This is a genomic window from Nocardia sp. NPDC003183 (genome assembly GCF_053590715.1).
The window spans coordinates 202,666-227,257 of the sequence record NZ_JBSFTG010000003.1 but is presented as its reverse complement, the minus strand read 5'-3'; the positions used below and the strand labels follow the sequence as shown (position 1 = coordinate 227,257).

The 24,592-nt window shown below is 68.2% G+C and carries 25 protein-coding genes; 9 read left to right on the top strand and 16 right to left on the bottom strand.

Annotation, left to right across the window (positions count from 1 at the left end):
- Positions 1-39: 39 nt before the first annotated feature.
- The 4 genes from ectA to thpD are packed head-to-tail and all read left to right on the top strand — an operon-like array spanning position 40 to position 3,170.
- Positions 40-591: a diaminobutyrate acetyltransferase gene (gene ectA, locus ACWDXS_RS12950; protein WP_378987753.1), complete on the top strand. Its 552-nt coding sequence runs from the start codon at positions 40-42 to the stop codon at positions 589-591.
- Positions 591-1,859 (top strand): diaminobutyrate--2-oxoglutarate transaminase, encoded by a 1,269-nt coding sequence (gene ectB / locus ACWDXS_RS12945; RefSeq protein WP_449966211.1) that lies wholly within the window; start codon positions 591-593, stop codon positions 1,857-1,859. Before ectA ends, ectB begins: the two co-directional genes overlap by 1 nt.
- Positions 1,856-2,260, top strand: a complete 405-nt coding sequence (locus tag ACWDXS_RS12940; RefSeq protein ID WP_378627675.1) for an ectoine synthase — start codon at positions 1,856-1,858, stop codon at positions 2,258-2,260. Before ectB ends, ACWDXS_RS12940 begins: the two co-directional genes overlap by 4 nt.
- A complete protein-coding gene (gene thpD / locus ACWDXS_RS12935) occupies positions 2,244-3,170 on the top strand; it encodes an ectoine hydroxylase (RefSeq protein WP_449965259.1) in 927 nt (308 codons plus the stop codon). The genes ACWDXS_RS12940 and thpD overlap by 17 nt, the downstream gene beginning before the upstream one ends.
- A 58-nt stretch (positions 3,171-3,228) precedes the next feature.
- On the opposite strand, the gene ACWDXS_RS12930 is transcribed toward thpD, so the two are convergent.
- A complete protein-coding gene (locus tag ACWDXS_RS12930) occupies positions 3,229-4,152 on the bottom strand; it encodes a hypothetical protein (RefSeq protein WP_449965256.1) in 924 nt (307 codons plus the stop codon).
- Positions 4,153-4,389: 237 nt separating this feature from the next.
- The gene (locus tag ACWDXS_RS12925; protein ID WP_449965253.1) at positions 4,390-5,409 is read right to left on the bottom strand and encodes a hypothetical protein; all 1,020 of its coding nucleotides are present in this window, start codon (positions 5,407-5,409) and stop codon (positions 4,390-4,392) included.
- A 58-nt stretch (positions 5,410-5,467) separates the two neighbouring features.
- Between ACWDXS_RS12925 and ACWDXS_RS12920 the strand changes: the two genes are divergently transcribed.
- Together ACWDXS_RS12920 and ACWDXS_RS12915 are read left to right on the top strand one after the other, a co-directional pair.
- A complete protein-coding gene (locus ACWDXS_RS12920; RefSeq protein WP_378987740.1) occupies positions 5,468-5,899 on the top strand; it encodes a MarR family winged helix-turn-helix transcriptional regulator in 432 nt (143 codons plus the stop codon).
- 119 nt (positions 5,900-6,018) lie between these two features.
- Positions 6,019-7,290, top strand: coding sequence for a glycosyltransferase 87 family protein (locus ACWDXS_RS12915; RefSeq protein ID WP_378987737.1), 1,272 nt, complete (start codon positions 6,019-6,021; stop codon positions 7,288-7,290).
- A gap of 22 nt (positions 7,291-7,312) precedes the next feature.
- Here the strand turns inward: ACWDXS_RS12915 and ACWDXS_RS12910 are convergent, their stop codons facing one another.
- The 6 genes from ACWDXS_RS12910 to ACWDXS_RS12885 form a co-directional block, all read right to left on the bottom strand.
- On the bottom strand, positions 7,313-7,870 hold the full coding sequence (locus ACWDXS_RS12910) for an SRPBCC family protein (RefSeq protein ID WP_449965249.1): 558 nt from the start codon (positions 7,868-7,870) through the stop codon (positions 7,313-7,315).
- A 210-nt stretch (positions 7,871-8,080) separates the two neighbouring features.
- Positions 8,081-9,115 carry a 4-hydroxy-2-oxovalerate aldolase gene (gene dmpG, locus ACWDXS_RS12905; RefSeq protein ID WP_449965246.1) on the bottom strand — a complete coding sequence of 345 codons (1,035 nt, stop codon included), beginning with the start codon at positions 9,113-9,115 and terminating at the stop codon, positions 8,081-8,083.
- Positions 9,116-9,201: 86 nt separating this feature from the next.
- Positions 9,202-10,110, bottom strand: coding sequence for an acetaldehyde dehydrogenase (acetylating) (locus ACWDXS_RS12900; RefSeq protein ID WP_378987728.1), 909 nt, complete (start codon positions 10,108-10,110; stop codon positions 9,202-9,204).
- 52 nt (positions 10,111-10,162) lie between these two features.
- Positions 10,163-10,948 carry a 2-keto-4-pentenoate hydratase gene (locus ACWDXS_RS12895; protein ID WP_378987725.1) on the bottom strand — a complete coding sequence of 262 codons (786 nt, stop codon included), beginning with the start codon at positions 10,946-10,948 and terminating at the stop codon, positions 10,163-10,165.
- The gene (locus ACWDXS_RS12890) at positions 10,942-12,444 is read right to left on the bottom strand and encodes an MDR family MFS transporter (protein WP_449965242.1); all 1,503 of its coding nucleotides are present in this window, start codon (positions 12,442-12,444) and stop codon (positions 10,942-10,944) included. Before ACWDXS_RS12890 ends, ACWDXS_RS12895 begins: the two co-directional genes overlap by 7 nt.
- A 14-nt stretch (positions 12,445-12,458) precedes the next feature.
- Positions 12,459-13,514, bottom strand: a complete 1,056-nt coding sequence (locus ACWDXS_RS12885) for a 2Fe-2S iron-sulfur cluster-binding protein (RefSeq protein ID WP_449965239.1) — start codon at positions 13,512-13,514, stop codon at positions 12,459-12,461.
- A 192-nt stretch (positions 13,515-13,706) separates the two neighbouring features.
- Between ACWDXS_RS12885 and ACWDXS_RS12880 the strand changes: the two genes are divergently transcribed.
- Together ACWDXS_RS12880 and ACWDXS_RS12875 are read left to right on the top strand one after the other, a co-directional pair.
- Positions 13,707-14,504 (top strand): mycofactocin-coupled SDR family oxidoreductase, encoded by a 798-nt coding sequence (locus tag ACWDXS_RS12880; RefSeq protein WP_378987716.1) that lies wholly within the window; start codon positions 13,707-13,709, stop codon positions 14,502-14,504.
- Position 14,505: 1 nt separating this feature from the next.
- Positions 14,506-15,333: a mycofactocin-coupled SDR family oxidoreductase gene (locus ACWDXS_RS12875; RefSeq protein ID WP_387443504.1), complete on the top strand. Its 828-nt coding sequence runs from the start codon at positions 14,506-14,508 to the stop codon at positions 15,331-15,333.
- Positions 15,334-15,337: 4 nt separating this feature from the next.
- Here ACWDXS_RS12875 and ACWDXS_RS12870 read toward each other — a convergent pair whose 3' ends face one another.
- The 7 genes from ACWDXS_RS12870 to ACWDXS_RS12840 form a co-directional block, all read right to left on the bottom strand.
- Complete coding sequence (locus tag ACWDXS_RS12870) at positions 15,338-16,366, bottom strand: hypothetical protein (RefSeq protein ID WP_449965236.1); 1,029 nt, start codon at positions 16,364-16,366, stop codon at positions 15,338-15,340.
- Positions 16,367-16,457: 91 nt separating this feature from the next.
- Positions 16,458-17,327, bottom strand: a complete 870-nt coding sequence (locus tag ACWDXS_RS12865) for an alpha/beta fold hydrolase (protein ID WP_387443509.1) — start codon at positions 17,325-17,327, stop codon at positions 16,458-16,460.
- A complete protein-coding gene (locus ACWDXS_RS12860) occupies positions 17,324-18,115 on the bottom strand; it encodes an SDR family NAD(P)-dependent oxidoreductase (protein ID WP_378987705.1) in 792 nt (263 codons plus the stop codon). Before ACWDXS_RS12860 ends, ACWDXS_RS12865 begins: the two co-directional genes overlap by 4 nt.
- A 24-nt stretch (positions 18,116-18,139) precedes the next feature.
- Positions 18,140-18,397, bottom strand: coding sequence for a hypothetical protein (locus tag ACWDXS_RS12855; protein ID WP_378627708.1), 258 nt, complete (start codon positions 18,395-18,397; stop codon positions 18,140-18,142).
- Between the two features lie 11 nt (positions 18,398-18,408).
- Positions 18,409-20,070 (bottom strand): FAD-binding protein, encoded by a 1,662-nt coding sequence (locus ACWDXS_RS12850; RefSeq protein ID WP_449965231.1) that lies wholly within the window; start codon positions 20,068-20,070, stop codon positions 18,409-18,411.
- 11 nt (positions 20,071-20,081) lie between these two features.
- Positions 20,082-20,453, bottom strand: a complete 372-nt coding sequence (locus ACWDXS_RS12845; protein WP_378987699.1) for a nuclear transport factor 2 family protein — start codon at positions 20,451-20,453, stop codon at positions 20,082-20,084.
- 106 nt (positions 20,454-20,559) lie between these two features.
- A complete protein-coding gene (locus tag ACWDXS_RS12840; protein WP_379317947.1) occupies positions 20,560-22,095 on the bottom strand; it encodes an FAD-binding protein in 1,536 nt (511 codons plus the stop codon).
- Between the two features lie 196 nt (positions 22,096-22,291).
- On the opposite strand from ACWDXS_RS12840, the gene ACWDXS_RS12835 reads away from it, so the two are divergent.
- Entirely contained in the window at positions 22,292-23,923 is a 1,632-nt protein-coding gene (locus ACWDXS_RS12835) for a flavin-containing monooxygenase (RefSeq protein ID WP_378987693.1), read from the top strand.
- 45 nt (positions 23,924-23,968) lie between these two features.
- Here the strand turns inward: ACWDXS_RS12835 and ACWDXS_RS12830 are convergent, their stop codons facing one another.
- Positions 23,969-24,475 (bottom strand): flavin reductase family protein, encoded by a 507-nt coding sequence (locus tag ACWDXS_RS12830; protein WP_378987690.1) that lies wholly within the window; start codon positions 24,473-24,475, stop codon positions 23,969-23,971.
- Positions 24,476-24,592: the final 117 nt, after the last annotated feature.

Below are 24,592 nucleotides of genomic sequence, written 5' to 3'. Positions count from 1 at the left end.
GACACAAAGACCGCAAAGTCGGCTGGGCACGTTAGATATATGACAACGTCCACCATGTCCATCGAGCCGGCCGCCAGCGCGGCGGCCCCTGGTTCGGAACCGAGATTGCGTCATCCGCGGCTGGGCGACGGTGCCCAGCTGTGGCGGATCGCCCGCGATTCGCAGGTACTCGACGTCAATTCCAGCTACGCGTACCTGCTGTGGTGTCGCGATTTCGCCGCAACCTCGTTGGTTGCCGAAAGTGACGGTCAGCCCGTCGGATTCGTCATCGGATATGTGCGCCCGGAAGCTCCGGACACGCTGTTCGTCTGGCAGATCGCCGTCGACGCGCAAGCTCGCGGCCGCGGCCTGGCCGCCGCCATCCTGCACGCGCTGCTCGATTCGGTAGCCGGCGCGGGCATCACCACCTTGGAAACCACGATCTCACCCGGAAACACCGCCTCGCATGCGCTGTTCTCCGCGGTGGCCCGGGAACGCGGTGCCGATTTGCGCACCGAGGACCTGTTCGAAGAAAACGATTTCCCCGATTCACACGAGGCAGAGCTGCTGTATGTGATTTCACCGGCTCAGCGCCAGGAGGAACGACGATGATCACGACCACCGACACCAGCATTTTCGAGGCCATGGAATCGAATGTGCGCGGATACTGCCGTGACTGGCCGGCCATCTTCAGCACCGCCGAAGGCGCCTGGTTGCGCGACGAGCAGGGCCGCGAATACCTCGACTTCTTCGCAGGCGCCGGCGCGTTGAACTACGGACACAACAACCCGATTCTGAAAAAGGCGCTGCTGGAATACATCGGCAGCAACGGCATCACCCACGGTCTGGACATGTCGACCGTGGCCAAGCGTGAACTGCTCGAGACCATCCGCGACAATCTGCTCTCGCCGCGTGGCCTCGACTACAAGGTCCAGTTCCCTGGCCCGACCGGCGCGAACGCCGTCGAAGCCGCGCTCAAGCTGGCCCGCAAGGTCACCGGCCGCAAGACCATCCTGAGCTTCACCAACGCCTTCCACGGCATGACCCTCGGTGCGCTGTCGGTGACCGGCAACGCCGCCAAGCGGGCCGGTGCCGGGGTGCCGCTCGAGCACTCCACCCCGATGCCCTACGACGGCTACTTCGACAACACCATCGAGGACTTCGGCTGGATGCAGCGCGTCCTCGACGACAGCTCCTCGGGCTTCGATCGCCCCGCCGCGGTGATCGTGGAGACCGTGCAGGGTGAGGGCGGCGTGAACCTGGCCCGCGCCGAATGGCTGCGTCACCTGGCCGGACTGTGCGCCGCGCGCGACATCCTGCTCATCGTCGACGACGTGCAGATGGGCTGCGGGCGCACCGGCCCGTTCTTCTCCTTCGAGATCGCCGGCATCACCCCCGACATCGTGACGCTGTCCAAGTCGATCGGCGGCTACGGTCTGCCGATGGCGCTGGTGCTGCTCAAGCCCGAGCACGACCAGTGGGCGCCCGGTGAGCACAACGGCACCTTCCGTGGCAACAACCCCGCCTTCGTCACCGCGACCGCCGCCCTGCGCGAGTACTGGTCCGATGACAAACTCGCCCAGCGCACCGCCGAGAACGGCGCCTACGTGGGTCGCACGCTCGACGCGGTCGCGCAGCGGCATGCCGGAGTGTCCACTCGTGGACGCGGCATGGTGCACGGCATCGTCTTCGACGACCCGTCGCAGGCGGGCAAGGTGTGCCGCACCGCGTTCGAACAGGGTCTGCTGGTGGAGACCTCGGGGTCGATGGACGAGGTCGTGAAACTGCTGCCGCCGTTGACGCTGGGCAGCGACGAACTCGATCAGGGCCTGTCGGTGCTGGTCTCCTCGATCGACACCGTCTGTGGTGGTGCCGCATGATCGTGCGCACCACCGAAGAGATCACCGGCACCGAACGCGATGTGGCAGGGCCGGGTTGGCGCAGCAAGCGCATCGTGCTCGGCGGCGACAAGGTCGGTTTCTCCTTCCACGAGACCACGATCGAGGCGGGCACCGTCCACCGGTTCCACTACCAGAATCACGTCGAGGCGGTGTGGCTGGTCGAGGGTGAGGGCAGCCTGCTCGATCTCGACAACCAGACAACGTACGAGCTGGGCCCGGGCTCGATGTACCTGCTCGACGGACACGAACGTCACCAGGTCACCGCCCGCACCCAGCTGCGGATGTTGTGCGTCTTCAATCCGCCGGTCACCGGTCGCGAGGTACACGATGAGAACGGGGTGTATCCGCTGATTATCGAGGAGGATGGCGCCAGTGTCTGATCAGCTCGACCGCTACCCGACCCGGTTGTCCGAGCCTGCCCCGCATATCGAACGCACCGATCCCACGGTGTGGGGCCAGGTCACCTCGCCGGAGCTGATCGGATTCGACGCGAACGGTTTCGCGACGATCCCCGACCTGCTCACCCCCGACGAGGTGGCCGCCTTCGGCGCCGAGGTCGGCCATCTCGCGGCCGACCCCGTGCTCTACGGCGATGAACGGGTGATCGTGGAACCCGTTGCGGGGCAGGTCCGTTCGGTGTTCCAGGTGCATCAGCTCAGCAAACCGATCGCGGAGCTGGTCGCCGAATCGCGGATCGCGGGCCTGGCCGAGCAGATCCTCGGTTCGCCGGTGTACCTGCATCAGACCCGGGTGAACTACATGCCCGGTTTCGGTGGTAGTGGTTTCGGCTGGCATTCCGATTTCGAGACCTGGCACGCCGAGGACGGCATGCCGGCCCCGCGGGCGGTGAGTCTGTCGATCGCGTTGACCGACAACTATCCGTTCAACGGCAGCCTGATGCTGATGCCCGGTTCACACCGCACCTTTGTGCCGTGCCTGGGCGAAACGCCGAGCGGTCACTATCGGGAGTCGTTGCGCGAGCAGCGAATCGGGGTCCCGACGACGGACGATGTCACGTTCCTGGCCGCCCGTTACGGGATCACCCAGTTCACCGGGCGGGCCGGTTCGGCGCTGTTGTTCGACTCCAACATGATGCACGGTTCGTCGAACAACATCACCCCGTTCCCGCGCTCGAACATCTTCCTGGTGTTCAACAGCGTGGAAAACGCCCTGGCGGAGCCTTTCGCGGCCCCCCAGCGCCGCCCGCAACACATCGCCGCCCGCGATTTCACGCCCTTGCGTAAGAATTCGGCCGAAGCCGGTGCGGTGCTGGCGGACCAGTCGCCCTAGGCAGGTCGGCCACGAAGCCGCCACCCGCGGATCACCACGGGTGGCGGCTTTTCTCGTCCTAAGGCTGTTCGGACAGGGCGGAGAGGGAGGCCGCGGCGCGTGGGTCGTCGTGGGCGGCGGCCTTCCACCATTGTTCGGCGGCGGCGCGTTCGCCTTGCTGGAGGAGCAGGGTGCCCAGGTCGTAGGCGGCGCCGCTGTGGCCTGCCTGTGCGGCTTGGGTCCAGAGGGCGCGGGCCGAGTCGTGTTCGCCGCGTTCGTGCATGGCGGTTCCCAGGTCGTGCAGGGCGCCGCCGACGCCCTGGCTGGTTCGTGGGTGCTCGGGCGGATCGGTCGGGGCGATCGAGATTTTCGGTGGGGGATCCGATGATGCCGGTTCGGTGGAAGCGGCGGGGGGACTTGGTTCGACGGGGGGAGTCGAGGGGGCCGGGCCGAGCGGTGTCGTAGCCGGGTCGGCCGGATCGTGGGGTGGTTCGGGGCGTGCCGGTTCGGCCGGACCGGTGCTGAGTTCGACGACCAGTTCGTTGAAATCTGGTGTGCCGGGACCGGTGCTGCACCACAGGGTCGAGGCCCCGTCGGGGAGCAGGTCGACGACCATGCCGTAGTTGCCGGTCCAGGATTGGTGTGTGCCCGATTCGGCCACCCAGACGGGTGTGAGGGTGAACAGCGCGTCGGGTGCGTCCGCGGTCACCGAGATGTCGATGCCGTCGGCGAGGGCTTCGTACCAGATGTCGACGCCCGCCAGCGATTTCCCGTTCAGATTCACGTGCCCGTCGTGGACGGAGAGACCGAGGCCGAGGCCCGACACGTCCTCGGGTGCCATCACCGACAGTGCGCGCAGATGCACCGCCGTCGTTCCGGCGGGCAGCGCCTCGGTGTACATCGGATAGACCGCCGCACCGCACCATTCGATCGGATCGGCGCCGTCGTAGCGCTGATCGAGGGGGAGTGGGTCGCCAGGGCGTTGCGCGTCGGGATCATTCATCGGTGGCACCCGCCCTTTCCGCTGTTACACCCCCTCGCGGCGCCAGACTGTCCGCGGTTGCGCGCTACACCGTACTCGTGTCTACGTGGAGTCGTGGTCGATTCACGACAAGACGGCCGTTGAAAACGACAGTGCCCCGGCGACCCCGGTCGACCTGGTCCGCGACAGTGTGTCCGGATGTCGGGCAACGGGATTCGCCGGGGCCTGACCTGACTGATCAGGCGTGGAATCGACGCCTCAGACGGCCACCGATTCGCCGATCTCTTCCTCGACCGCGGCAGGTGCGACCGGCTGGGGTGCGTGGCGTGCCTCGTACCGACCGGCCACCACGACCAGCGCCACACCCACGACCAGCCAGGCGAACAACCCGAACAGGCGGGAGCCGAACCCGGCGCCACCGTCGAAGTAGAGCAGACTGCGCAGGCCTTCGACGAAGTCGGCGCCGTTCCAGAACGAGTGCAGCGCACCGAAGAACCCGTTCTGGAGTTCGGGCCCGTAGACGCCGCCGGAGGTGGTGAAGTTCAGCATCACGAACAGGGTGATCAGAGCGAGGGTGGTCCAGCGCTTCAAGAACGTGTGCAGGCCGATGCCGATCAGGATGATGCCCGAGGTGTAGACCCAGGCGATGGCGAACACGCTCGCGAGATCGGTGTCGATCACGCCGAACACCGGACCCGCCACCACGACGCCGATGAGGCTGACGATCAGCGCGGTCACCACACCGATGGCGGCGCGCACCCGCATCCGCAGCAGCGCGCCCGCCGCGCCGATCACCGCGACGCTGCCGTACGCGCCCACGCTCAACGCGACCAGCAGGAAGAAGATGCCCTGCCCGGTCGGGTCACCGCCCGCCTTGGTCGTGACATCGGTGATCACCAGCGGCACGCCCTGGTGATCCGATACCGACCGGAAGGCCACTTCCGCGGCCATCGCGCTGGTGTCGGAGCTCGCGGTGGCGACCAGCAGTTCCGGCTTGGCGGCGTCGGGCACATAGGCGCCGACGAGCTCGCGATTGCGCAGTGCGTCGATGGCCGCGTCGCGATCGGGCACGGTGACCATGTCGAGCCCGGCGCCGCCCTTGTCCTTCATCGTCTGTGCCAGCACCATCGTCTGCGGGGAATCGCCCACCACGGCGAGCGCGAGATTGTTCGGCTCGGGCTGATGGAACGCGCCGAGGTAGGCCAGAGCCATACCGAGGCACATCAGCAGCGGCGTCAGCAGATGTCCGGCGACGTGCCGGAACTGGGTGCGAGTCATCGGGGCAGATCTCCAAACAGTTGGTAAATGCAACTATGTATGGTTGTATGATACAACTATGAACGCGCGGAGCACAAGAACCCAGGCTGTCGACACCATCCAGCGGGAACTCACCGCTTTCGCTCGCCGTGCCCGCGGCCGCGCCGCCGAACTACACCCCGAGCTGAGCCTGGTCGCCTACAGCATTCTCGACCTGATCCTCGAACGCGACGGTTGCCTGGCCACCGACCTGGCCGAGCAGTTCCTGCTCGACAAATCGACCGTCAGCAGGCAGGTCGGCGCACTCGAGAAGCTCGGCTACCTCGAACGCGCGGTCGATCCCGGCAATCGGCGCAACCACGTCCTGCGCGCCACCCCCGAGGGCCGAGCCGTCGCCGGCGAGGCCGAACGCCGGCGCCGGGAGGCCTTCCAGGCGCGTTTCGCCGACTGGACAGACGACGATGTCGCGGCGATGGCCGGTTACCTGACCCGCTACAACCGCGGCGACTGACCAGGCCCGTCTTCAGCGCGTTCGGTTCGTGGGCGGGCATCCGCCTGGCTATTGCGCACGTCACCCCCGCCGATGGGCGGTGCCCCGGCAGCGCGTGTGAGTCGGTATAGTCGCCGCGGATGAGTAGTGACACCACCCACCCCGAGCAAGAGCGTTCCCCACGCCCGATCAATCGAGCATGGTGGCTGGTGCCGGTGTTGCTCACCATTGTGTCGGTGGTCTGTGTCAGGACGCCGATCTGGCCCTTCGAACGCTATTCCGGCGGGTTCATCGATCTCCAGGTCTACCGCCTCGGCATCGAGGCGATGCGCGACGGCGCCGATATGTACGGTCAGCTGCCCAAGACCTCGATCGGCATCGGTCTGCCCTTCATCTACCCGCCGTTCGCGGCCATCGCGCTCGCGCCGTTCGCGCTGCTGCCGTGGGGCACGGCGAAGATCCTCTACGTCGTGGTGTCGATCGCCGCCGTCGCCTGGACGCTGTATCTGGTGGCCCGCCGCTACCACCCCGACCGCAAGCAGGTCGCCCTGCTCGTCACCGCCTGCGCGGTCCCCCTGGCGATGCTGCTGGAACCGGTTCGCTCGACCATCGACTTCGGTCAGGTCAATCTCCTGCTGATGGTGCTGGTCGCCACCGATTGCCTGCTCCCGAAGACCCGCTACCCGCGCGGCATGCTGATCGGTCTGGCCGCCGCCATCAAACTCACGCCCGCCGCCTTCGTTCTCTACTTCCTGGTACGCAAGGACTACAAGGCCGCCGCGACCGCCGCGGGCACCGGGGCGATCGCCACCATCGCCTCCTTCGCGTTCCTGCCCACCGAATCCACCCGCTACTGGTTCGGCGGCCTCGGCAACGTCTCGGGCCTGAGCGGCTCGGCTTTCCATACCAATCAGTCGATCCAGGCCGTCATGGCCCGCCTGCACATCACCGGTCTGCCGTTCGACGCGCTGTGGCTGGTGCTGGGCACCCTGCTACTGGTCCTGGTCGTCGCCGCGATGCGCAAGGCCGCCGACGCCCCCGCGATCGCGCTGTCGCTCAACGCGGTCTTCACGCTGCTGCTGTCGCCGATCTCGTGGTCGCACCACTGGGTCTGGATCGCGCCCGCGTTGCTGGCGATGGTCTGCCACGCCCGTACCCTGCCGGTCAGCAGCGCTCGCGGCTGGTACGCCACGACTGTCGTCGTCGCCGCGGTCTTCGTGATCGCGCCGCACAGTTTCCTGCCCGACGGTGAACACCGTGAGACCTCATGGACGTGGGATCAGCACATCATCGGCGACACGTATGTGTGGCTGGCGGTCGGGCTGGTTGTCTTGTTCCTCGTCACCGGACGTCGGCCGGCGCAGCCTGCGCAGGAGCCCGCGGCGGTCGAGGAACACGCGCGCGTCGCCTGAACATCCGGTGACCCCGGCGGTCTCAGCCCAGGTGGTTGACGACGGCTACCGGGGGCCGGGCAGTGATTCCGTCCGGGTCCGCGATGTCGGCCAGTTGACGAAGGCTCGAGTCCAACCCGCGCTGAAGGGCGTGACCGAGTACGACCGCGTCGGCGTCTCGTAACACCTGGCCGTGCAGGCCGGTGCGAAGAGTGGCGCGCGAGAGGTCGCGCAGGTGCTCGAGTTCGACGGCGAAGGTGACCGCGATACCGGTCACCGCGCCGCACGTCATCGTCCAGCTGCGGTTCGGGCAGTATTCGGTGATGACCAGATGCACGTCGTGGAGCATGTCGAACATCTGGACCTGAGCGGCGAGTTCGAGATCGGCACCGACTCGATCCGGCGCCGGGCCGGTCCAGGAGTGGAGTTCGGACATCCACGCGGCGATAGTGTGCGGTTCGGACAGCAGGTCCCACAGCGCATCCGGGGCGACGGGCAGAGCGATGGCACCGCTGACGTGCACCTGGTCCACGCCGTCGCCGGGCACGCCGTCAGGCGTGATCAGCTGACCGGTCTGCCTGCGATGACTCCGCTGGGCCATGATCCCCCACTTCATCGGGACCCGGCGTGCGGTGGTCGCACGTCGACCGGTCCCGAACGGCGTGCGACAGACGATAGCCGACCCACTCGAAATGTCCATTCGGACAGTGGATTTCGCCGACGAGACTATATCCGCACCGTGTTCTTCGTGGAAAGTCACCATCGCCCCGCGTGCGATCCACGCGGGGCGATGATGACTGAATCGGGTACTTCAGACCGTGACGGAGGCTTCGCGCTGGAGTTCCAAAGCGATGTCGATGAGTTGGTCTTCCTGGCCGCCGACGAGTTTGCGTTTGCCCGCGCGGACGAGCATTTCGGCGGCGGAGACGCCGTAGCGTTCGGCTTGGCGTTCGGCGTGCTTGAGGAAGCTGGAGTAGACGCCCGCGTAGCCCATCATCAGTGATTGCCGGTCGAGCAGGCATTCCTGGGGCATGGCGGGGCGGACGACGTCTTCGGCGGCGTCGGCGATGGCGAAGAAGTCGACGCCGGTCTTGATGGCCAGCTTGTCGGCGACGCCGACGAAGGCTTCGACGGGGGTGTTGCCCGCACCGGCGCCGAAGCGGCGGGTGGAGCCGTCGATCTGGGTGGCGCCGGCGCGGACGGCGTAGACGGAGTTGGCCACGGCGAGGCCGAGGTTTTCGTGCCCGTGGAACCCGACCTGGGCGTCGGTGCCGAGTTCGGTGACGACGGCGGCGACGCGGTCGGAGACTTGTTCGAGGACGAGTGCGCCCGCGGAGTCGACGATGTAGACGCATTGGCAGCCTGCGTCGGCCATGATCCGGGCCTGTTTCGCGAGGGTTTCGGCTGGCTGGGTGTGCGACATCATGAGGAAGCCGACGGTTTCGAGGCCGAGGTCGCGGGCGTAGCCGAAGTGCTGGACGGAGACGTCGGCTTCGGTGCAGTGGGTGGCGATGCGGCAGATGGCGGCGCCGTTGTCCTGGGAGATCTTGATGTCTTCTTTGACGCCGACGCCGGGCAGCATGAGGAACGCGATCTTGGCGTTCTTGGCTGTTCGGGCGGCGACGGTGATGAGTTCTTGTTCGGGGGTTTTGGAGAATCCGTAGTTGAACGAGGAACCACCCAAACCGTCGCCGTGGGTGACTTCGATGACGGGGACGCCGGCGTTGTCGAGGGCGGTGACGATGTCGCGGACTTCGGTGGTGGTGAATTGGTGGCGTTTGTGGTGGGAGCCGTCACGCAGGGAGGTGTCGGTGATCCGGATGTCGAGTTCGGCAGAGAATGGCATGGTCGAGTCTCCTTACGCCCGGCTCGGCTGCGGCGGACGCAGGGCCTCGGGGGTGATGGTGTCCAGGGCTGACGAATCGGTCATGATCACACCCGCGTCGACAGGATCTGATCGGCCATGACCTCACCGACACGGGTTGCCGCGGCGGTCATGATGTCGAGGTTGCCCGCGTACGGGGGCAGGAAATCGCCCGCGCCTTCGACCTCGACGAACACCGAAACCTTCGCCAGTCCGCCGGAAACGACGGAGGGTTCGTCGAACTGGGGTTCGTTGAGCAGGCGGTAGCCGGGCACGTATTGCTGGATGTCGGCGACCATCTGGTGGATGGAGGCGGTGATCGCGTCGTGGTCGGCGTCGTCGGGGATCGCGCAGAAGATGGTGTCGCGCATGATCATCGGCGGTTCGGCGGGGTTCAGGATGATGATCGCCTTGCCGCGCTGGGCGCCGCCGATGGTTTCCACGCCACGGCTGGTGGTCTTGGTGAACTCGTCGATGTTGGCGCGGGTGCCAGGACCTGCCGAATTGGACGAGACCGACGCGACGATCTCGGCATAGGGGACAGGCACGACGCGCGAAACCGCGGCGACGATCGGGATGGTGGCCTGCCCGCCGCAGGTGATCATGTTGACGTTCGGCGCTTCCAGCAGCGAGGCCAGGTTCACCGGCGGTACCACGGCCGGACCCACCGCGGCGGGGGTGAGGTCGACGGCGCGGATGCCGAGTTCGGCATAGCGGGGTGCGGCCGCGCGGTGGACGTAGGCCGAAGTCGCCTCGAACACGATGTCGGGCTTCTCGTCCTGGGCGAGTAGCCAGTCCACACCTTCGGCGGAGGTTTCCAGGCCGAGTCCGCGCGCGCGTTCGAGCCCTTCGCTCTCGGGGTCGATGCCGATCATCCAGCGCGGCTCGATGGACTCCGAGCGCAGCAGTTTGTAGAGCAGATCGGTGCTGATGTTGCCGGATCCGACGATCGCGGCGGTGACGGAACCGTGGGACACGGTTGGCCTCCTCGAGGAATGGCGGCCCGGACGGGCCGCGGGTGGGATCGGCTCAGGTGAACGACAAGCGGACGGAGCCGAGTCCGGTGAAGTCGGCGCGGAAATCGTCGCCGGGTCGGGCGTCGATGGCGCGGGTACAGGAACCGGGGAGCACGATGTCGCCCGCTTTCAGCCGGACCCCGAAGGTCGCGACCTTGCGGGCCAGCCAGGCGACCGCGATCGACGGATCCCCGAGGACCGCGTCGCTGCGGCCTTCGGCGACGATCTCACCGTTGCGGGTGAGCACGGCATCGATCGCGGTGATATCGATATCGCCCGGGGCGACGCGTTCGCGGCCCAGGACGAACCCGGCCGAGGAAGCGTTGTCGGAGATGGTGTCGGCGAGCCCGATCTGCCAGTCGGTGATCCGTGAGTCGATCAGCTCGATCGATGGCGCGTAGGCGACGGTCGCGGCCAAGACGTCGGCTTCGGTGCAGTCCTCGCCGGGCAGGTCGGCGCCGAGGACGAACCCGACCTCGACCTCCACGCGCGGCAGCAGGAACTTGGTGGTATCGACGGGGACGTCCTCGTAGACCTCCATGTCGGCGAGCAGGTGACCGTAGTCGGGCTCGTCGACGCCCATCATCTGCTGCATCGCCTTCGACGACAGCCCCACCTTGTGCCCGACGACCTTTCCGCCGTCGTCGAGCCTGCGCCGGATATTGAGCAGCTGGACCTCGTACGCGTCCACCACATCGATGCCCGGATACCGGTCGACGATGGGGGACACGGCCACCCGATCCAGCTCCGCCCGCGCCAGTTCGGCGGCGAGCTCGGTGCGCATGCCGGTTGTCAGCATCCTGGCTCCCTCTTCTCGTCTGGTGATGCCACCCCATGCTCGTGGTCGAGGCGGCTCGCCGGGCCGGGCTCTCCCGCTGGATGGACAGGAAATTCCCCGGCCCGGCGCGGGATCGCCGCGCACGCGACGACCAGGACAACGGTCATGACCGCGATGGACACGAACACGAGATGTATTGCGGCGGACAGCGATCGCGGTGTCGGCGCACCGTCGCCGGCCAGCCGCGCGTTGACGATCGCGCCGAAGACCGCGACTCCCACCGCGCTGCCCAGCGACCGCGCGAACATGGTGGCGGAGGTCACGACCCCGCGTTCGGCCCACCGCGCGCTCGTCTGCGCCGCGATGAGCGTGGGTGTGGCCACCAAGCCCATGCCCGCGCCCACCACGAAACACGACGCGGCGACCTGCCACAGCGCTGAATCCTCGTCGAGCAGCAGGGTCGTCACCACGCCGAGCGCCGCGACGGTACTGCCCAGCACCGCGCACGTGCGAAACCCGAAGCGCAGATACACCTTTCCCGCTCTGGCCGCGGCCAACGGCCAGCCCAGGGTGAGCGCTCCGGTGACGAGCCCCGCGACCAGGGCGCTCGACCCGAGCACGCCCTGATTGAACATCGGCACATACGTCGTGAACCCGAACAGCAGCGCCCCGCCCAGCATGGCCGCGACACTGCTCGCGATCACCACCCGCCGGGTGAACACCCACAGCGGCAGAATCGGTTGCGTGGCCCGCGCTTCGACGGCGACGAACAGCGTGAGCGACAGTCCGGCGCACCCGAAGACCGCGACACCGACCGGCGATCCCCACGCCCACGCCTGACCGCCCTCGAGCAGTCCGAGCACCAGTGCCCCCGCACCGAGCGTCAACAGGACCGCCCCGGCGTAGTCGACGCTGCGCCGGCGCCGCGGTACCGACTCGTGGAAGTTGCGGATCAGCATCCAGGTGGCGAGCGCGGCCAGCGGCAGGTTGACCAGGAAGATCCACCGCCACCCGAGATAGTCGGCGCAGATACCGCCGAGCAGCGGGCCCGTCACCGAGGCCACCGCCCACACCCCGGCCAGATAGCCCTGGACCGTGGCACGTTCGGCCAACGTGTACAGATCACCCGCGATGACCATGGTGGTGGGCTGGATGGCGCCGGCGCCGATGCCCTGGACGGCGCGGAACACGATCAGGGCGAGCATGCTGCTCGCCAGCCCGCACAGCAGCGAGCCCAGCGCGAACACCGCGATGCCGAACAACATCACCGGTTTGCGCCCGAACGTGTCGGCGAGCGCGCCGCAGATCGGCACGGTGACGGCCTGGGCGAGCAGATAGCTCGTGAACAGCCACGGGAACAGCGTGAAATCGCCCAGACTGCCGGTGATCGACAGCACCGCGGTCGCCAGGATCGTCGAATCGAGCGCGACGAGTCCGGTGGCGAGCATCAGCGAGGCCAGCACCGGCCCACGGTCCGAGCCGAAGCCGACATCGGGCCGCGCGGTATCGGTTGCCACAGAACACCTCTCGCTCAGAAGCGGATACGGACCCGGTCGGTGCGCGGGCGGGCTTGGCAGGCCAGGGTGTACCCGGCGTCGATGTCGTCCTGATCGAGGACGGCCGAGTTGGTCGTGGTGACCTCGCCGTCGACGACGGTGCACGCGCACGTTCCGCACTCGCCCTCGCGGCAGGAGTACGGGACATCGAGCCCGCCGGCGAGCATGACGTCGACGAGGGTGCGCGAGCGCGGCCAGCTCAACGCGTGCACGGTCCCGTCGAGCTCTACCTCCACGCGCGCGGCATCCGCGTCGTCGACGGGGTCGAGCGGCTCGGGTTCGGCGAACGGATCACCGGACAGCGAGACGAACACCTCGGTGGTGACGCGTTCGCGCGGCCATCCGGCGCCCGAGAGTGCCTCGGTCACCGCCGACATGAACGGGCCGGGCCCGCACACGAACGCCGCGAAGGACGAATACGGCGCGGCGAAGTCGGCCAGCTGGGCCGCGGTGGGCAGGCCCTGCAGCGATTCGAGCCAGTGCGCCACAGTGATCCGGCCCGGGTACCGCGCGACGAGATCGCGCAGGGCGTCGGCGAAGATCACCGATGCCTGCTCGCGATTGGCGTAGAACAGCACCACCCGGCCGGTGCCGCAGGCCAGGGCCGAACGCAGGATCGACATCACCGGTGTGATGCCGCTGCCCGCCGCCCACAACAGCAGATCGGTGTCGAGTGAGGCCGGGGTGAAGGCGCCCTGCGGCGGCAGCACATCGAGGGTGTCGCCGACAGCGATGTTGTCGCACAACCAGTTCGAGCCGTAGCCGCCGGGTGTGCGCTTGACCGTGACCTGCGGCGGATCGCCCGTGAACGGCGAACTCGCCAGCGAATAGCAGCGCGCCACCGGTTCGGGCCGCTCGCTCGGGATCCGCAGCGTGAGGAACTGGCCCGGCCGGAAGGCGAAGCGGTCGGCGACCGCTTCGGGTACCTCGAACACCAGCGTCCGCGCGTCCGCGGTCTCTTCGATCACCGCGGATACGCGCAGCGTCACCACCCGCGAGCTCCGCGGAACGTCGACAGTCGCCCTCGTCACTGGTGTTCTCCTCGATCTCGGAACCGGTCTTGCGGAGCACCGTCGCAGGCTCGCCGGCGTTGCGGAGCCCGTGGCTCCCGGTGGCCGGGAGATCGCGATGCACTGCCCGCTGACCGGGAAGACCAGGGCGGATGCGGTGGACGGCGACCCTAGCGTCGGGCTCGTGGACACCAGATTCTCCGGGGGCACCCGATGAACCGCATGCAGCACACCGTCGCGCTGGTGACCGGCGCGGCCGGGGGAATGGGCCGCGCCCATTGCCGTCGGCTGGCCGAGGAAGGCGCCGACATCATCGCACTCGACATCGAGGCCGCCGCGCCAGAGCTGGCCGAGACGGCACGCGAAGTCGAGGCAACGGGTCGCCAGTGCGTCACCGGCGTCGCCGACGTGCGCGATCAGGCAGCCCTGGACGTGGCAGTCGCCGACGGCGTCGCCGCGCTGGGTCGCCTGGACGTGATCGTGGCCAACGCCGGCATCTACACCGACCTCGGCCTGTCCTGGGAGCTGTCGGATCAGGCCTGGCAGCGCACCATCGACATCAACCTCACCGGCATGTGGCACACCGTGCGCGCGGCCGTCCCCGCCCTGTCCGACGGCGGCTCGGTGGTGATCGTGAGCTCCACCAACGGCATCGTCGGCGCGGCCGCCGCCGCGCACTACTCGGCGAGCAAGCACGCCGTGGTCGGGCTCGCCCGCACCTTGGCCAACGAGCTCGGCCCGCGCGGGATCCGGGTGAACACGGTGCATCCCGGCTCCGTCGCCACGCCGATGATCCTCAACGACGCGGTGTACGCCAAACTGCGCCCCGACCTGCCGAATCCGACGCAGCAGGACGCGGCGGAGGCGCTGGCCCGGCGCACGATTCTGCCCGTTCCGTGGGTGGATCCGGTCGACATCAGCAATGCCGTGCTCTTCCTCGCATCCGACGAGTCCCGTTACGTGACGGGAACCCAACTCGTGGTGGATGCCGGACTTACTCAGAAGGTGTGACATGGGACGGGTTTCGGGCAAGATCGCGCTGATCACCGGCGCCGCGCGCGGTATCGGCCGCGCACAGGCGATCCGGCTGGCCGAGGAAGGCGCCGACATCGTCGCCGTCGACATCTGCGGGCCGGTCGAGACCGTGGTGTCGCCGGGAGCGACGCACGACGACCTCGCCGAGACCGTGCGCGCGGTCGAGGCGACCGGTGCGCGGATCGTCGCCGCGACCGTCGACGTCCGCGACGGCGCGGCGCTGCGGGCCGCGGTCGACGCCGCGGTCGAGCAGCTGGGTGGTCTCGACATCGTCTGCGCCACTGCCGGAATCAGTTCCAGCGGCGGCGCACTGGAACTGACCGAACAGCAGTGGCAGACGATGATCGACGTCAATCTGACCGGGGTATGGCAGACGTGCAAGGCCGCCACCCCGCACCTGATCGCGCGCGGCGGCGGCGCGATGATCCTGACCAGCTCGATCGCCGGACTACGCGGCCTGGTGGGTGTCGCGCACTACACCGCCGCCAAACACGGGGTGGTGGGGCTGATGCGCTCGCTCGCGAAAGAGCTGGCCCCGCACCATGTCCGGGTGAACTCGGTGCATCCGACCAATGTCGACACCCCGATGATCCAGAACGACATGGTGCGCAAGGTGTTCCGGCCCGACCGGGAGAACCCCACCCGCGAGGAATTCGCGGAGGCGGCCGTGACCATGAACATGCTGCCCATCCCGTGGGTCGACCCGGTCGACATCGCCAATGCCGCCCTGTTTCTCGCCTCGGACGAGGGCCGCTACATCACCGCGGTGACGTTGCCCATCGACGCGGGCAGCACCCAGCGCTAGTGCGCTAGCACCGTTCGTACTGACGCGCGAAGGGCTCCGACTCCGGTGCGACCTCGCGCTCGGATGCCGGGCAGCCGCCGACAAGGACGGCGACCCCGGGGCCGTCGCGCGTCACGATCGTGTAGTCGACCACAGCACCGGGCCGGGACAGGTAACGAAGGTGCCGGTCGGCGAGTTGTGTCGCCTGCGCGGCACTGAATTTCTGTCCGCTGGGCGGGAATACCGTGACGCCCAGTGTGCGGCCCGCTGTGTCGGGCGGGTCGAATACCGACACCTCGGCGAGGAACGGGGTGGGTTGATCGGTCAGGAACCACTCCCACAGTTCGAGTTCGCCGGTGGAGGGGAAACGGGGGCGGCGGTCCGTGTGGGTCGAACTGGGCGCCAGTTTCGAGTAGTGCTCGGACATGCTCTCCCCATGAACGGGGGACACTGTCCAGTAGTTGGATGCCAGTTCGGGGAAGTCCTGGATGATGCGGCGCATCGCCGCGGTGGCCCGGTGGGGTTCGGCCTCGGAGCCCGCTCGCACACTGATGAATTCGGTCGGTCCGTCCGTGTCCGCGGTGGCGGTGAAGCTGCTGGTGGACCAGTGGATCTGCGCACCGGTATCGGCCGCTGACACTCGGGTCCAGGTGTATGCCGCGTTCGCTTCCACGTCCACGTTCCGCCACGAACTGCCGGTCCCGGAAAAGGAGTCGGTCTTCCGGTGGATCTTGACCATGGTCGAGTCGCCTCGATAGTGCGGCGGCAGTTGCTGAGCGCCCATGACACGCACGACAGACGCGGTCTCGGCTGGTGTGACGCCGTCCTCGAGCTGCACCTCGAGTCGGGATGTGTAGTAGGAGTTGGGGCCGTACGGGTGGTACTGGAACGTATGCGACGCGTCGGCCACTCCCGGAAGGGCCTCGATGGCTGTCTCGATCACCCGGGACCAGCGGTCACGCTCGGCCTGATCGGGCCCTTGCGGAAAGAGCGAACATCCAGTGAGCAGGACTGCCGCCATCATCACCACGATGGTGGGCACGGTGAAGCGCATAGCAGTTCATCCTGCCAGCAGCCGGCAGAGAATCCGCCGCGAAAACCGCAATGCGCGGGCCGCCCGATGGCGGCCCGCGCATTGTGCCGGTTCAGTGCGCGGTGTCCTCGCGGGTGAGGAAAGCCAGTACGGCCGACTCGAATTCGCCCTTGCGTTCGATCATCGCCCAGTGCCCACAGTGGGGGAATACGTGCAGTTCGGCGCGCGGGATGGTACGCATCGGGATCAGCGCCATATCGAGGGGGCTCACCCGGTCATCGCGGCCCCAGGTGATCAGCGTGGGGGCAGCCACCTTGTGCAGCATCGCCCACGGCGGCGGTGCGTCGGAGGCCTCCATCGCCTTGATCATCATCGCGAACGCGGCCTTGCTGTACATCCGGCGAGCGCTGTCCAGTGTCGCGGGATCGGTGGCCTGGGTCCAGCGCTCCTCGATCAATTCCTCGGTCACCATCGCGGGGTCGTAGACCATCGAATGCAGCCACTGGATCAACCGCTCGCGGGTCGGTTCCTCGGTGAACTCCTGGAGCAGCTTGATGCCCTCGCCGGGGCCGGGGCTGAAGAGATTGCGGCCGATGCCGCCGATCGTCACCAGCTTGCCGACCCGCTCGGGATGGGCGATGGCGTAGTTGAGCGCTACGCCGCCACCCATCGAGTTGCCGATGATGTCGACGCTGTCGAGGCCGAGCGCGTCGACGAAACGAACCACCGCATCCAGCGCGGTGATCATCGGATGTCCGCCGAAGTCGTCGCTCACCCCGAAACCGGGGAATTCCAGGACGAGACAACGGAATCGTTGCGCGAAGACGGCGAGGTTACCGCGGAAGTTGCGCCATCCGGTGACACCGGGCCCTGATCCGTGCAGGAGCAACAGCGGCGGTCCTTCGCCCGCCTCGTGGTACCGCAAGACGCCCGCATCGGTGGTGATCTCGCGCAGCGTGCCCTCGTAGCTCAGGTCGGTCATGCGTGGGTACCGCCGTCGATGCGGATCTCGGTACCGGTGATGAAGGCGCCGTCCTCGGAGACGAGCATCGCGATCACGCCGGCGACCGCGGCAGGGTCACCCATGCCCGCGCCGCCGGATTCGAGGTCGGTCGGCAGGACGGGCGACAGCTTTCCGAACAGGGCCCAGTTGGCGTCGGAGGGCACGTATCCGCCAGTGGCTTCGGTGATTCCGGACTTGATGCTGCCGGGCGCGACACAGACCGCGCGCAAGCCCTTGCCGCCGTACTCGAGGGCGATGGCGTGGGTGAAGGACTGGATGCCGCCCTTGCTCGCCGCGTAGGCCGCCATGTACGGGTGCGCGAAGGCCGCCGACGTCGAGCTGAAGTTCACCACGGTCGCGCGCGGGTTGACCAGCAGTGCCGGCAGTGCCTCGCGGACGACGAGGAAGGTGCCGGTGAGGTTCACCCGGATGATCAGGTCCCACAGGTCGAGCGGGGTCTGATCGGTGTGCGAGGCACGCAGGATGCCCGCCGCGTTCACCAGCGAATCCAGGCCGCCGAGGGTCTCGATCGAGGAGCGGACGCCCTCGATCACCGACTGCTCGTCGCCGATATCGATGGTGAGGGTGGTGAGCCGGTCGGCGGTGCCGCGCTCGGCGGCCTGCGCGCTCGTCGCGGCGAGGCCCTCGGCTGATACGTCGGCGGCGACCACCCTGGCGCCCTCGTCGAGCAGTCGCAGGGCGGTGGCCGCGCCGATGCCCGAGGCGGCGCCGGTGACCAGCGTCCGGTGGTTGTCGAGTCTGTTCATGGGGTTCTCTCCTGGTCTTGGGTGTCAGCCGAGTCGGCCGGGAACCGGTTCGTGGCGGAGCTGATCGGTCGCCAGCGCGCCGACGCGGACAGCGTCCTCGATGGAGTCGCGCAGGGCGGGGCAGGTGGGGATCCAGCTGCTGTGCTCACCGAGGGCCGCGCGCCGAGCGAATTCGGGGCACGCGGACTCGGCGTCGTCGAGCCACTGGATGCTGGTGTGACTGGGACTGAATTTCTCTGCCAGCACCTTGTTTCCGCAGGAAGCGCATTCGACGGGTTGCATGGCCGCCCCTCTCATCGCTCGCCGGCGGCATGGCGGGCGCCGATGTAGCCGAACACCATGGCCGGGCCGATCGTCGCGCCCGCACCGGCGTAGTCGTTGCCCATCACCGCGGCGGAGGTGTTGCCCACGGCGTAGAGGCCGGGGATGGGAGACCCGTCGGCGCGCAGCACCTGGGCGTCGGCGTTGTAGACCAGGCCGCCCTTGGTGCCGAGGTCGCCGATCCGCACCCGCAGCGCGTAGTACGGGCCCTTGTCCAGCACATCGAGTGCGGGCGTGGCCAGGGTCGGATCACCGTAGTAGTTGTCGTAGGCGCTGACACCGCGGCCGAAGTCCGCGTCGTGCCCGTCGCGAGCGAAACCGTTGAAGCGTCCCACGGTGTCGCGCAACGCGTCGGCGGGCACGCCGATGGCGGCGGCGAGTCCCTCGAGATCGGGCGCGGACCGGATCAGGCCGGCCCCCGACCACGAGGCCGGGAACTTCTGGCCGGGCACGATGCCACCGATCGGGTAGCGGCTCTTGGCTTTCGCGTCGAAGATCAGCCAGGCCGGATCGTGGCCGCCCTTCAGCTGGGCGTGCACGAACGTCACATACGGCGATGCCTCGTTGGTGAACCGCTTGCCCGTGCCGTCGACGATGATCGAGCGTGGGATCGAGCGTTCCGACACCAGCACCTGGTTGATGCCCTCCGGTCGCTGGAACGACGGCATCCACCACGCGTCGTCCATCAGATCGACTGCCGCGCCGATCTTTTCGCCCGCGATGATGCCGTCGCCGGTGTTGTCCGCCGACGCCGCGCTGAAGTTGTCGCGTCCGCCCTCGGGCAGGTGGTCCTTGCGCATGGCCTGGTTGTACTCGAACCCGCCGGTGGCCAGCAGCACACCGGCACGCGCCCTGATCCGGATCTCGCGGCCGTCGCGCTCGGCGAGCACGCCGAGCACCGCGCCCGCGTCGTCGGTGATCAGCGAGCGCAACGGGGTGTCGAGCCACAGCGGCACTCCCGCATCACGCACGGCCAGGCGCAGCCGGGCGATCAGGGCCCGGCCGAGCGTGTCCATGTGTCTGCGCAACACGATGGCCTTGACCGCCCGCAGGCCGGTCAGCAGCGCGGTCCAGCGGGCCTTCCAGGTGCGGGTCACCATATTGAGCTGGACGAAGTCCTTGGAGGTGATGAACAGCCCCGGCGGTGTCGCGAGCGCGGCCGGACGCAGCAGATCCTCATCGGCGCCGAGCTGTTTGAGATCGACCGGCAGCGGCTCGATGGAGCGGCCCGCTGGCCGTCCTCCCGGTGCTTCGGGGTGATAGTCGGAATAGCCGGCGCACCACTGGAAACGCAGGTGCGGGCTGGTCTCGAGGAAGGCCAGCATGCGCGGGCCCTCGTCGATGAACGCGTCGAGGTTGGCCGACGGCACCCGATCGCCGACCACGGCGTCGAGATAGGCGCGCACGTCGGCGCGGGAATCGCCGAGGCCCTCGCGCAGCAGCGCCGGGTTGTTGGGCACCCAGATGCCGCCGCCCGAGAGCGCGGTGCTGCCGCCGTACACGGAGGCTTTCTCGATGACCAGGGTGTCCAGGCCGCGATCGGCGGCGGCGAGCGCGGCGGTGAGCCCGCCCGCGCCGCTGCCGACGACGAGGAAGCCGACTTCGTGATCCCAGTGTTGTTCGGTCGCAGTCATCTCCGCCTCGCTCAGCCGACGACCATGTCGTCCTGGGACCAGAACGCGCGCATGCTCACGATGCGGGCGTCCTCGTCGAAGGTCATGACATCGATCGGATCGAGGGTGAAGGTCTGCTCACCGAACTTGGTGACCACCCGGAAGCTGAACGCGGCGCTGTTGCCGGCCACGCGGACGGAGAACAGTTCGGTCGAACGCTCCAGCGGCTCGATGTTCTCGTAGAACTTCGTGATCGCCGCGTGCCCGACATGCGGTTCGGTGCCGACCGGGTCCTCGACCGTCGCGTCCTCGCGGTAGAGGGCGACGACGTCGGCGGCCGTACCGCTGCCGACGGCCTCCACATATTTGCGCACCGTTGCGCGAATGTCGTCCGCTGAAGCCATCGTGTCGCTCCTGAAATGTCGAAAGGGATGAGTCTGTGAACCGAACCACATCCGGTGGCTCGGATGCCCCGGTCTCTCCCGTCCAGCGGGAAAGACCGGGGGTGGATCATTCGCCGAGGATGTGGCGGACGGCGAGGTGGCTGAACAGCATGGACGCGCCGATCGGATTGCCGCCGCCGGGGTAGACCTCGCCGCTCACGGCAGCCATGGTGTTGCCCGCGGCGTAGAGGCCTGGGATCGGCTCACCGTCGCGGCCGAGAACCCGGGCCGCGCTGTCGGTGCGCAGCCCGCCCTTGGTGCCCAGATCGGAGATGCCGAACGCCGCCGCGTGGTAGGGCCCCTTGTCGATGGTCACCAGTGGCGGTTCGCCGTTGGAGAAGGCCCGGTCGTAGGCCTCGTCGCCGCGCCCGAAATCGGGGTCGGCACCGGTGGCGACGATCGCGTTGAACCGCTCCACGGTGGCCGCCAGGTTCGCCGCGGGCACGCCGATCTTCGCGGCCAGCTCGGCGAGGGTGTCGGCGGTGTGCCACAGACCGGCCTCGACGTACTTCTCGGTCTCGACCATGGAGACATTGGTGGCCTTGATCGGCGGCACCTCGCCCTCCTTGTCGTCGTAGATCATCCAGAACGGCAGGGTGAGCCCGCGATCGTTCATCTGGCGGATCACGTCGCGGCCGAGCCGGTCGTAGGGGGCCGACTCGTTGACGAACCGCTTGCCGTCCTGATCGACGAAGATGCCGCCGGTGAACCACAGCGCGAACGCGGACCGCCCGTCGGGATGGGTCAGTCCGGGCGACCACCACGCCTGATCCATCAGATCGGTGTCGGCGCCCGCCGCGATGCCCGCCTGATGCGCCCTACCCTGATTTCCCCAGGGCCCCATGGTGTCTCGTGCCTCGCCCGGCACACCGTAGTGCGTGCGCAGCTCGGCGTTCTGCTCGAAACCGCCCGCCGCCAGGATCACGCCGCGCCGCGCGCGGATCGCGACGCGGGCGCCGTCGCGTTCGACGATCGCGCCCGTCACCACACCGTCCTCGACCACCAGTTCCACCAGCGGCGAATCCAGGTGCAGCTGTGCGTGCGGGTAGCTCGAGATCGCGCGCAGCATCCGTCCGATCAGCGCCTGACCGCCGATCAGCAGGTCCTGCGGGGGAGCGCCGAGCCGGTCGGTGTCCAGCGTTCCGCGCAACGATGCGCGCAGCGGGCCCAGCTCCGCGGCAGGCAGCGGCGTCGGCATGATGTGGCGCTGACCGTCGAGCCGGGCCTTGGGTGCCTTCCCGAAATAGTCCGGCCACGGCAGCACCATGAAGGCGAAATGGTCGTCGGCTTCGAGGTACTCGATGAGATCGCGGCCTCGCCGCACGTAGGTCTGCTGCAGTTCGTCGGGGGTGCGGTCACCGACCACCGCGCGGTAGTAGGTCAGTGCGTCGTCGAGGGTGTCGTCGGTGCCCGCGCGCTCCAGTACGGGGTTGCAGGGGAACCACACCCCGCCGCCGCCCGAGTACGCCGTCGTGCCGCCGAACTTGTCGGTCGCCTCGACCACCGCGACGCTGAGTCCCTCGCGCGCGGCGGTGTAGGCGCCGGCCAGGCCACCACCCGACCCCGCGACCAGCACATCCACCTCGTCGTTCCAGTCCACCACTGTTTCCTCCTGGTACCACCTCGAATTGCGCTCGACGGTAGGCCCGGCGCCGGTGGTCGTGGGGCGGCTCTCCCGATCACCGGGAGAGCATCGATGCGCGAATGTGCCGGTCAGCGGGAAGGGGACCTGCTCGAACGCGGCGCGCGTCCTTAGCGTCGCCCGCAGAGAAACCGGTCTCCATCGAAAGGTAGGCACTGTGAACCCCGAGACCCCATCGGCACCAGCGAAAGGCCCGGCCGACGTCGACGTGGTCGTCGTCGGTGCGGGCATCGCCGGCCTCTACGCGCTGCACCGCTTCCGCGGTAGCGGTCTCACCGTGCGGGTGTTCGAAGCCGGCGACGGCGTGGGCGGCGTCTGGTACTGGAACCGCTACCCGGGCGCGCGCTGTGATGTCGAGAGCGTCGACTACTCGTACTCCTTCGACGACGCGCTGCAACAGGAGTGGAACTGGAGCGAGAAGTACGCCACCCAGCCCGAGATCCTGTCCTACCTCGAGCACGTCGCCGACCGCTACGAACTGCGTCGCGACATCGAATTCAACACGCGCGTCACCGATATCGTGCTCGACGAGCAGACCCTGCGCTGGCAGGTCGACACCGACACCGGCCGCGCGGTCTCGGCCCGGTTCGTCGTGCTGGCCACCGGCCCGCTCTCCAACGCCAACACCCCGGCCATCGACGGACTCGACACCTTCGCCGGGCAGCTCCTGCACACGTCGCACTGGCCGCACGAGGGGGTCGATCTCACCGGCCGCCGGGTCGGCGTGATCGGCACCGGCTCCTCCGGTATCCAGACGATCCCGTGTGTGGCCGAGCAGGCCGAGCGCTTGCACGTGTTCCAGCGCACCGCCAATTACAGTGTGCCCGCCGGTAATACGCCGCTGACCGAACAGGACCGGGCCGCGCAGAAGGCGAACTATCCCGAGCGCAGGCGGCTGTCGATGGCCAGCGGCGGCGGTTCGCCGCACCAGGCGCATCCGGCATCCGCGGTCGCGGTGAGCGAGCCGGACCGGCGCGAGGCCTACGAGAAGCGCTGGGCGCTGGGCGGTGTGCTGTTCAGCAAGACCTTCCCCGATCAGCTGACGACCCTCGCCGCCAACGACACCGCCCGCGAATTCTGGGAGGAGAAGGTGCGGGCGGTGATCGAGGACCCGCGCGTCGCCGACCTGCTCGTCCCGCACGACCACCCCATCGGCACCAAGCGGATCTGCACCGACACGAACTACTACCAGACCTTCAACCGCGCCAATGTCGACCTCGTCGACCTGAAGGCGACACCGATCACCCGGATCGACGCCGAGGGCGTGCACACCACCGACACGCATTACCCCCTCGACACCCTCGTGCTCGCGACCGGCTTCGACGCGATGACCGGTTCGGTGTCGCGGATGAACATCGTCGGCCGCGACGGCGAGACGCTCAACCACGCCTGGCGGGAAGGGCCGAAAACCTATCTGGGACTGGGGATGGCAGGGTTTCCGAACCTGTTCAACCTCACCGGTCCCGGCAGTCCGTCGGTGCTGGCCAACATGGTGCTGCACTCGGAACTGCACGTCGACTGGGTGGCCGAGGCGATCGGCTTCCTCGACGGCAGGGGAGCGGTGGCGCTGGAGGCACGCCAGGACGCGGTGGCGGAGTGGGTGCTCGAATGCGTGAACCGGGCCGCGGGAACGCTGATGACACAGGCGAATTCGTGGTACCTGGGTGCGAACATCGAAGGCAGGCCACGGGTGTTCATGCCCTTCGTCGGCGGCTTCGGCGTCTACGGCCAGATCATCGCCGAGGTCGCGGCCGCCGGGTACAAGGGCTTCGACGTCATCGAGGCGTGAGCGGCGACGACGGGGTGGTCCGCACCGGACCACCCCGTCGTCGTGTCAGGCCGTGAAGCCGCCGAACCCGCCCTTGTAGAACAGCAGCGGCTCGGCGCCCTCGGTGGCCCGCAGCTCACCGATGCGCGCGAGTACCACGGTGTGGTCGCCCGCGTCGTGCTCGAGCTCCACCGTCACCTCGATCTGGGCCAGCGCCCCGGCCAGCGCGGGCGCGCCGTTGCCCGCCCTGTCCCACTCGACGCCGGCGAACTTGTCGGCCCCGCTCACCGCGAACTGGCGGCACAGCGCGCTCTGCTCCTGCGCCAGGATGTTGATGCACAACGCGCCCGCCGCACGCAGCAGCGGCCAGCTCGTGGAACTCTTGGCCGGGCAGAACGACACATACGGCGGGTCCAGCGACACCGACACCACCGACTGACAGGTGAAGCCGAGCGGTCGCGTCCCGTCGTGGGCGGCGATCACCGCGACGCCCGTCGCGAAGTGCCCGAGCACTCTGCGCAGGTCCGCGGGGGCCGGGATACCTGCGTCGACGACGACGTTGTCCGCATTCATAGAGGTCCTTCCGAAAGGAATTCGATGCCTCCCAGAATCCGGGAAGATCGGGCAGCGCCTCAAGACGGCCTCCCGGTCAGCGGTTGCTGACGGGTGAATTCCGGGAAGATCGGTTGC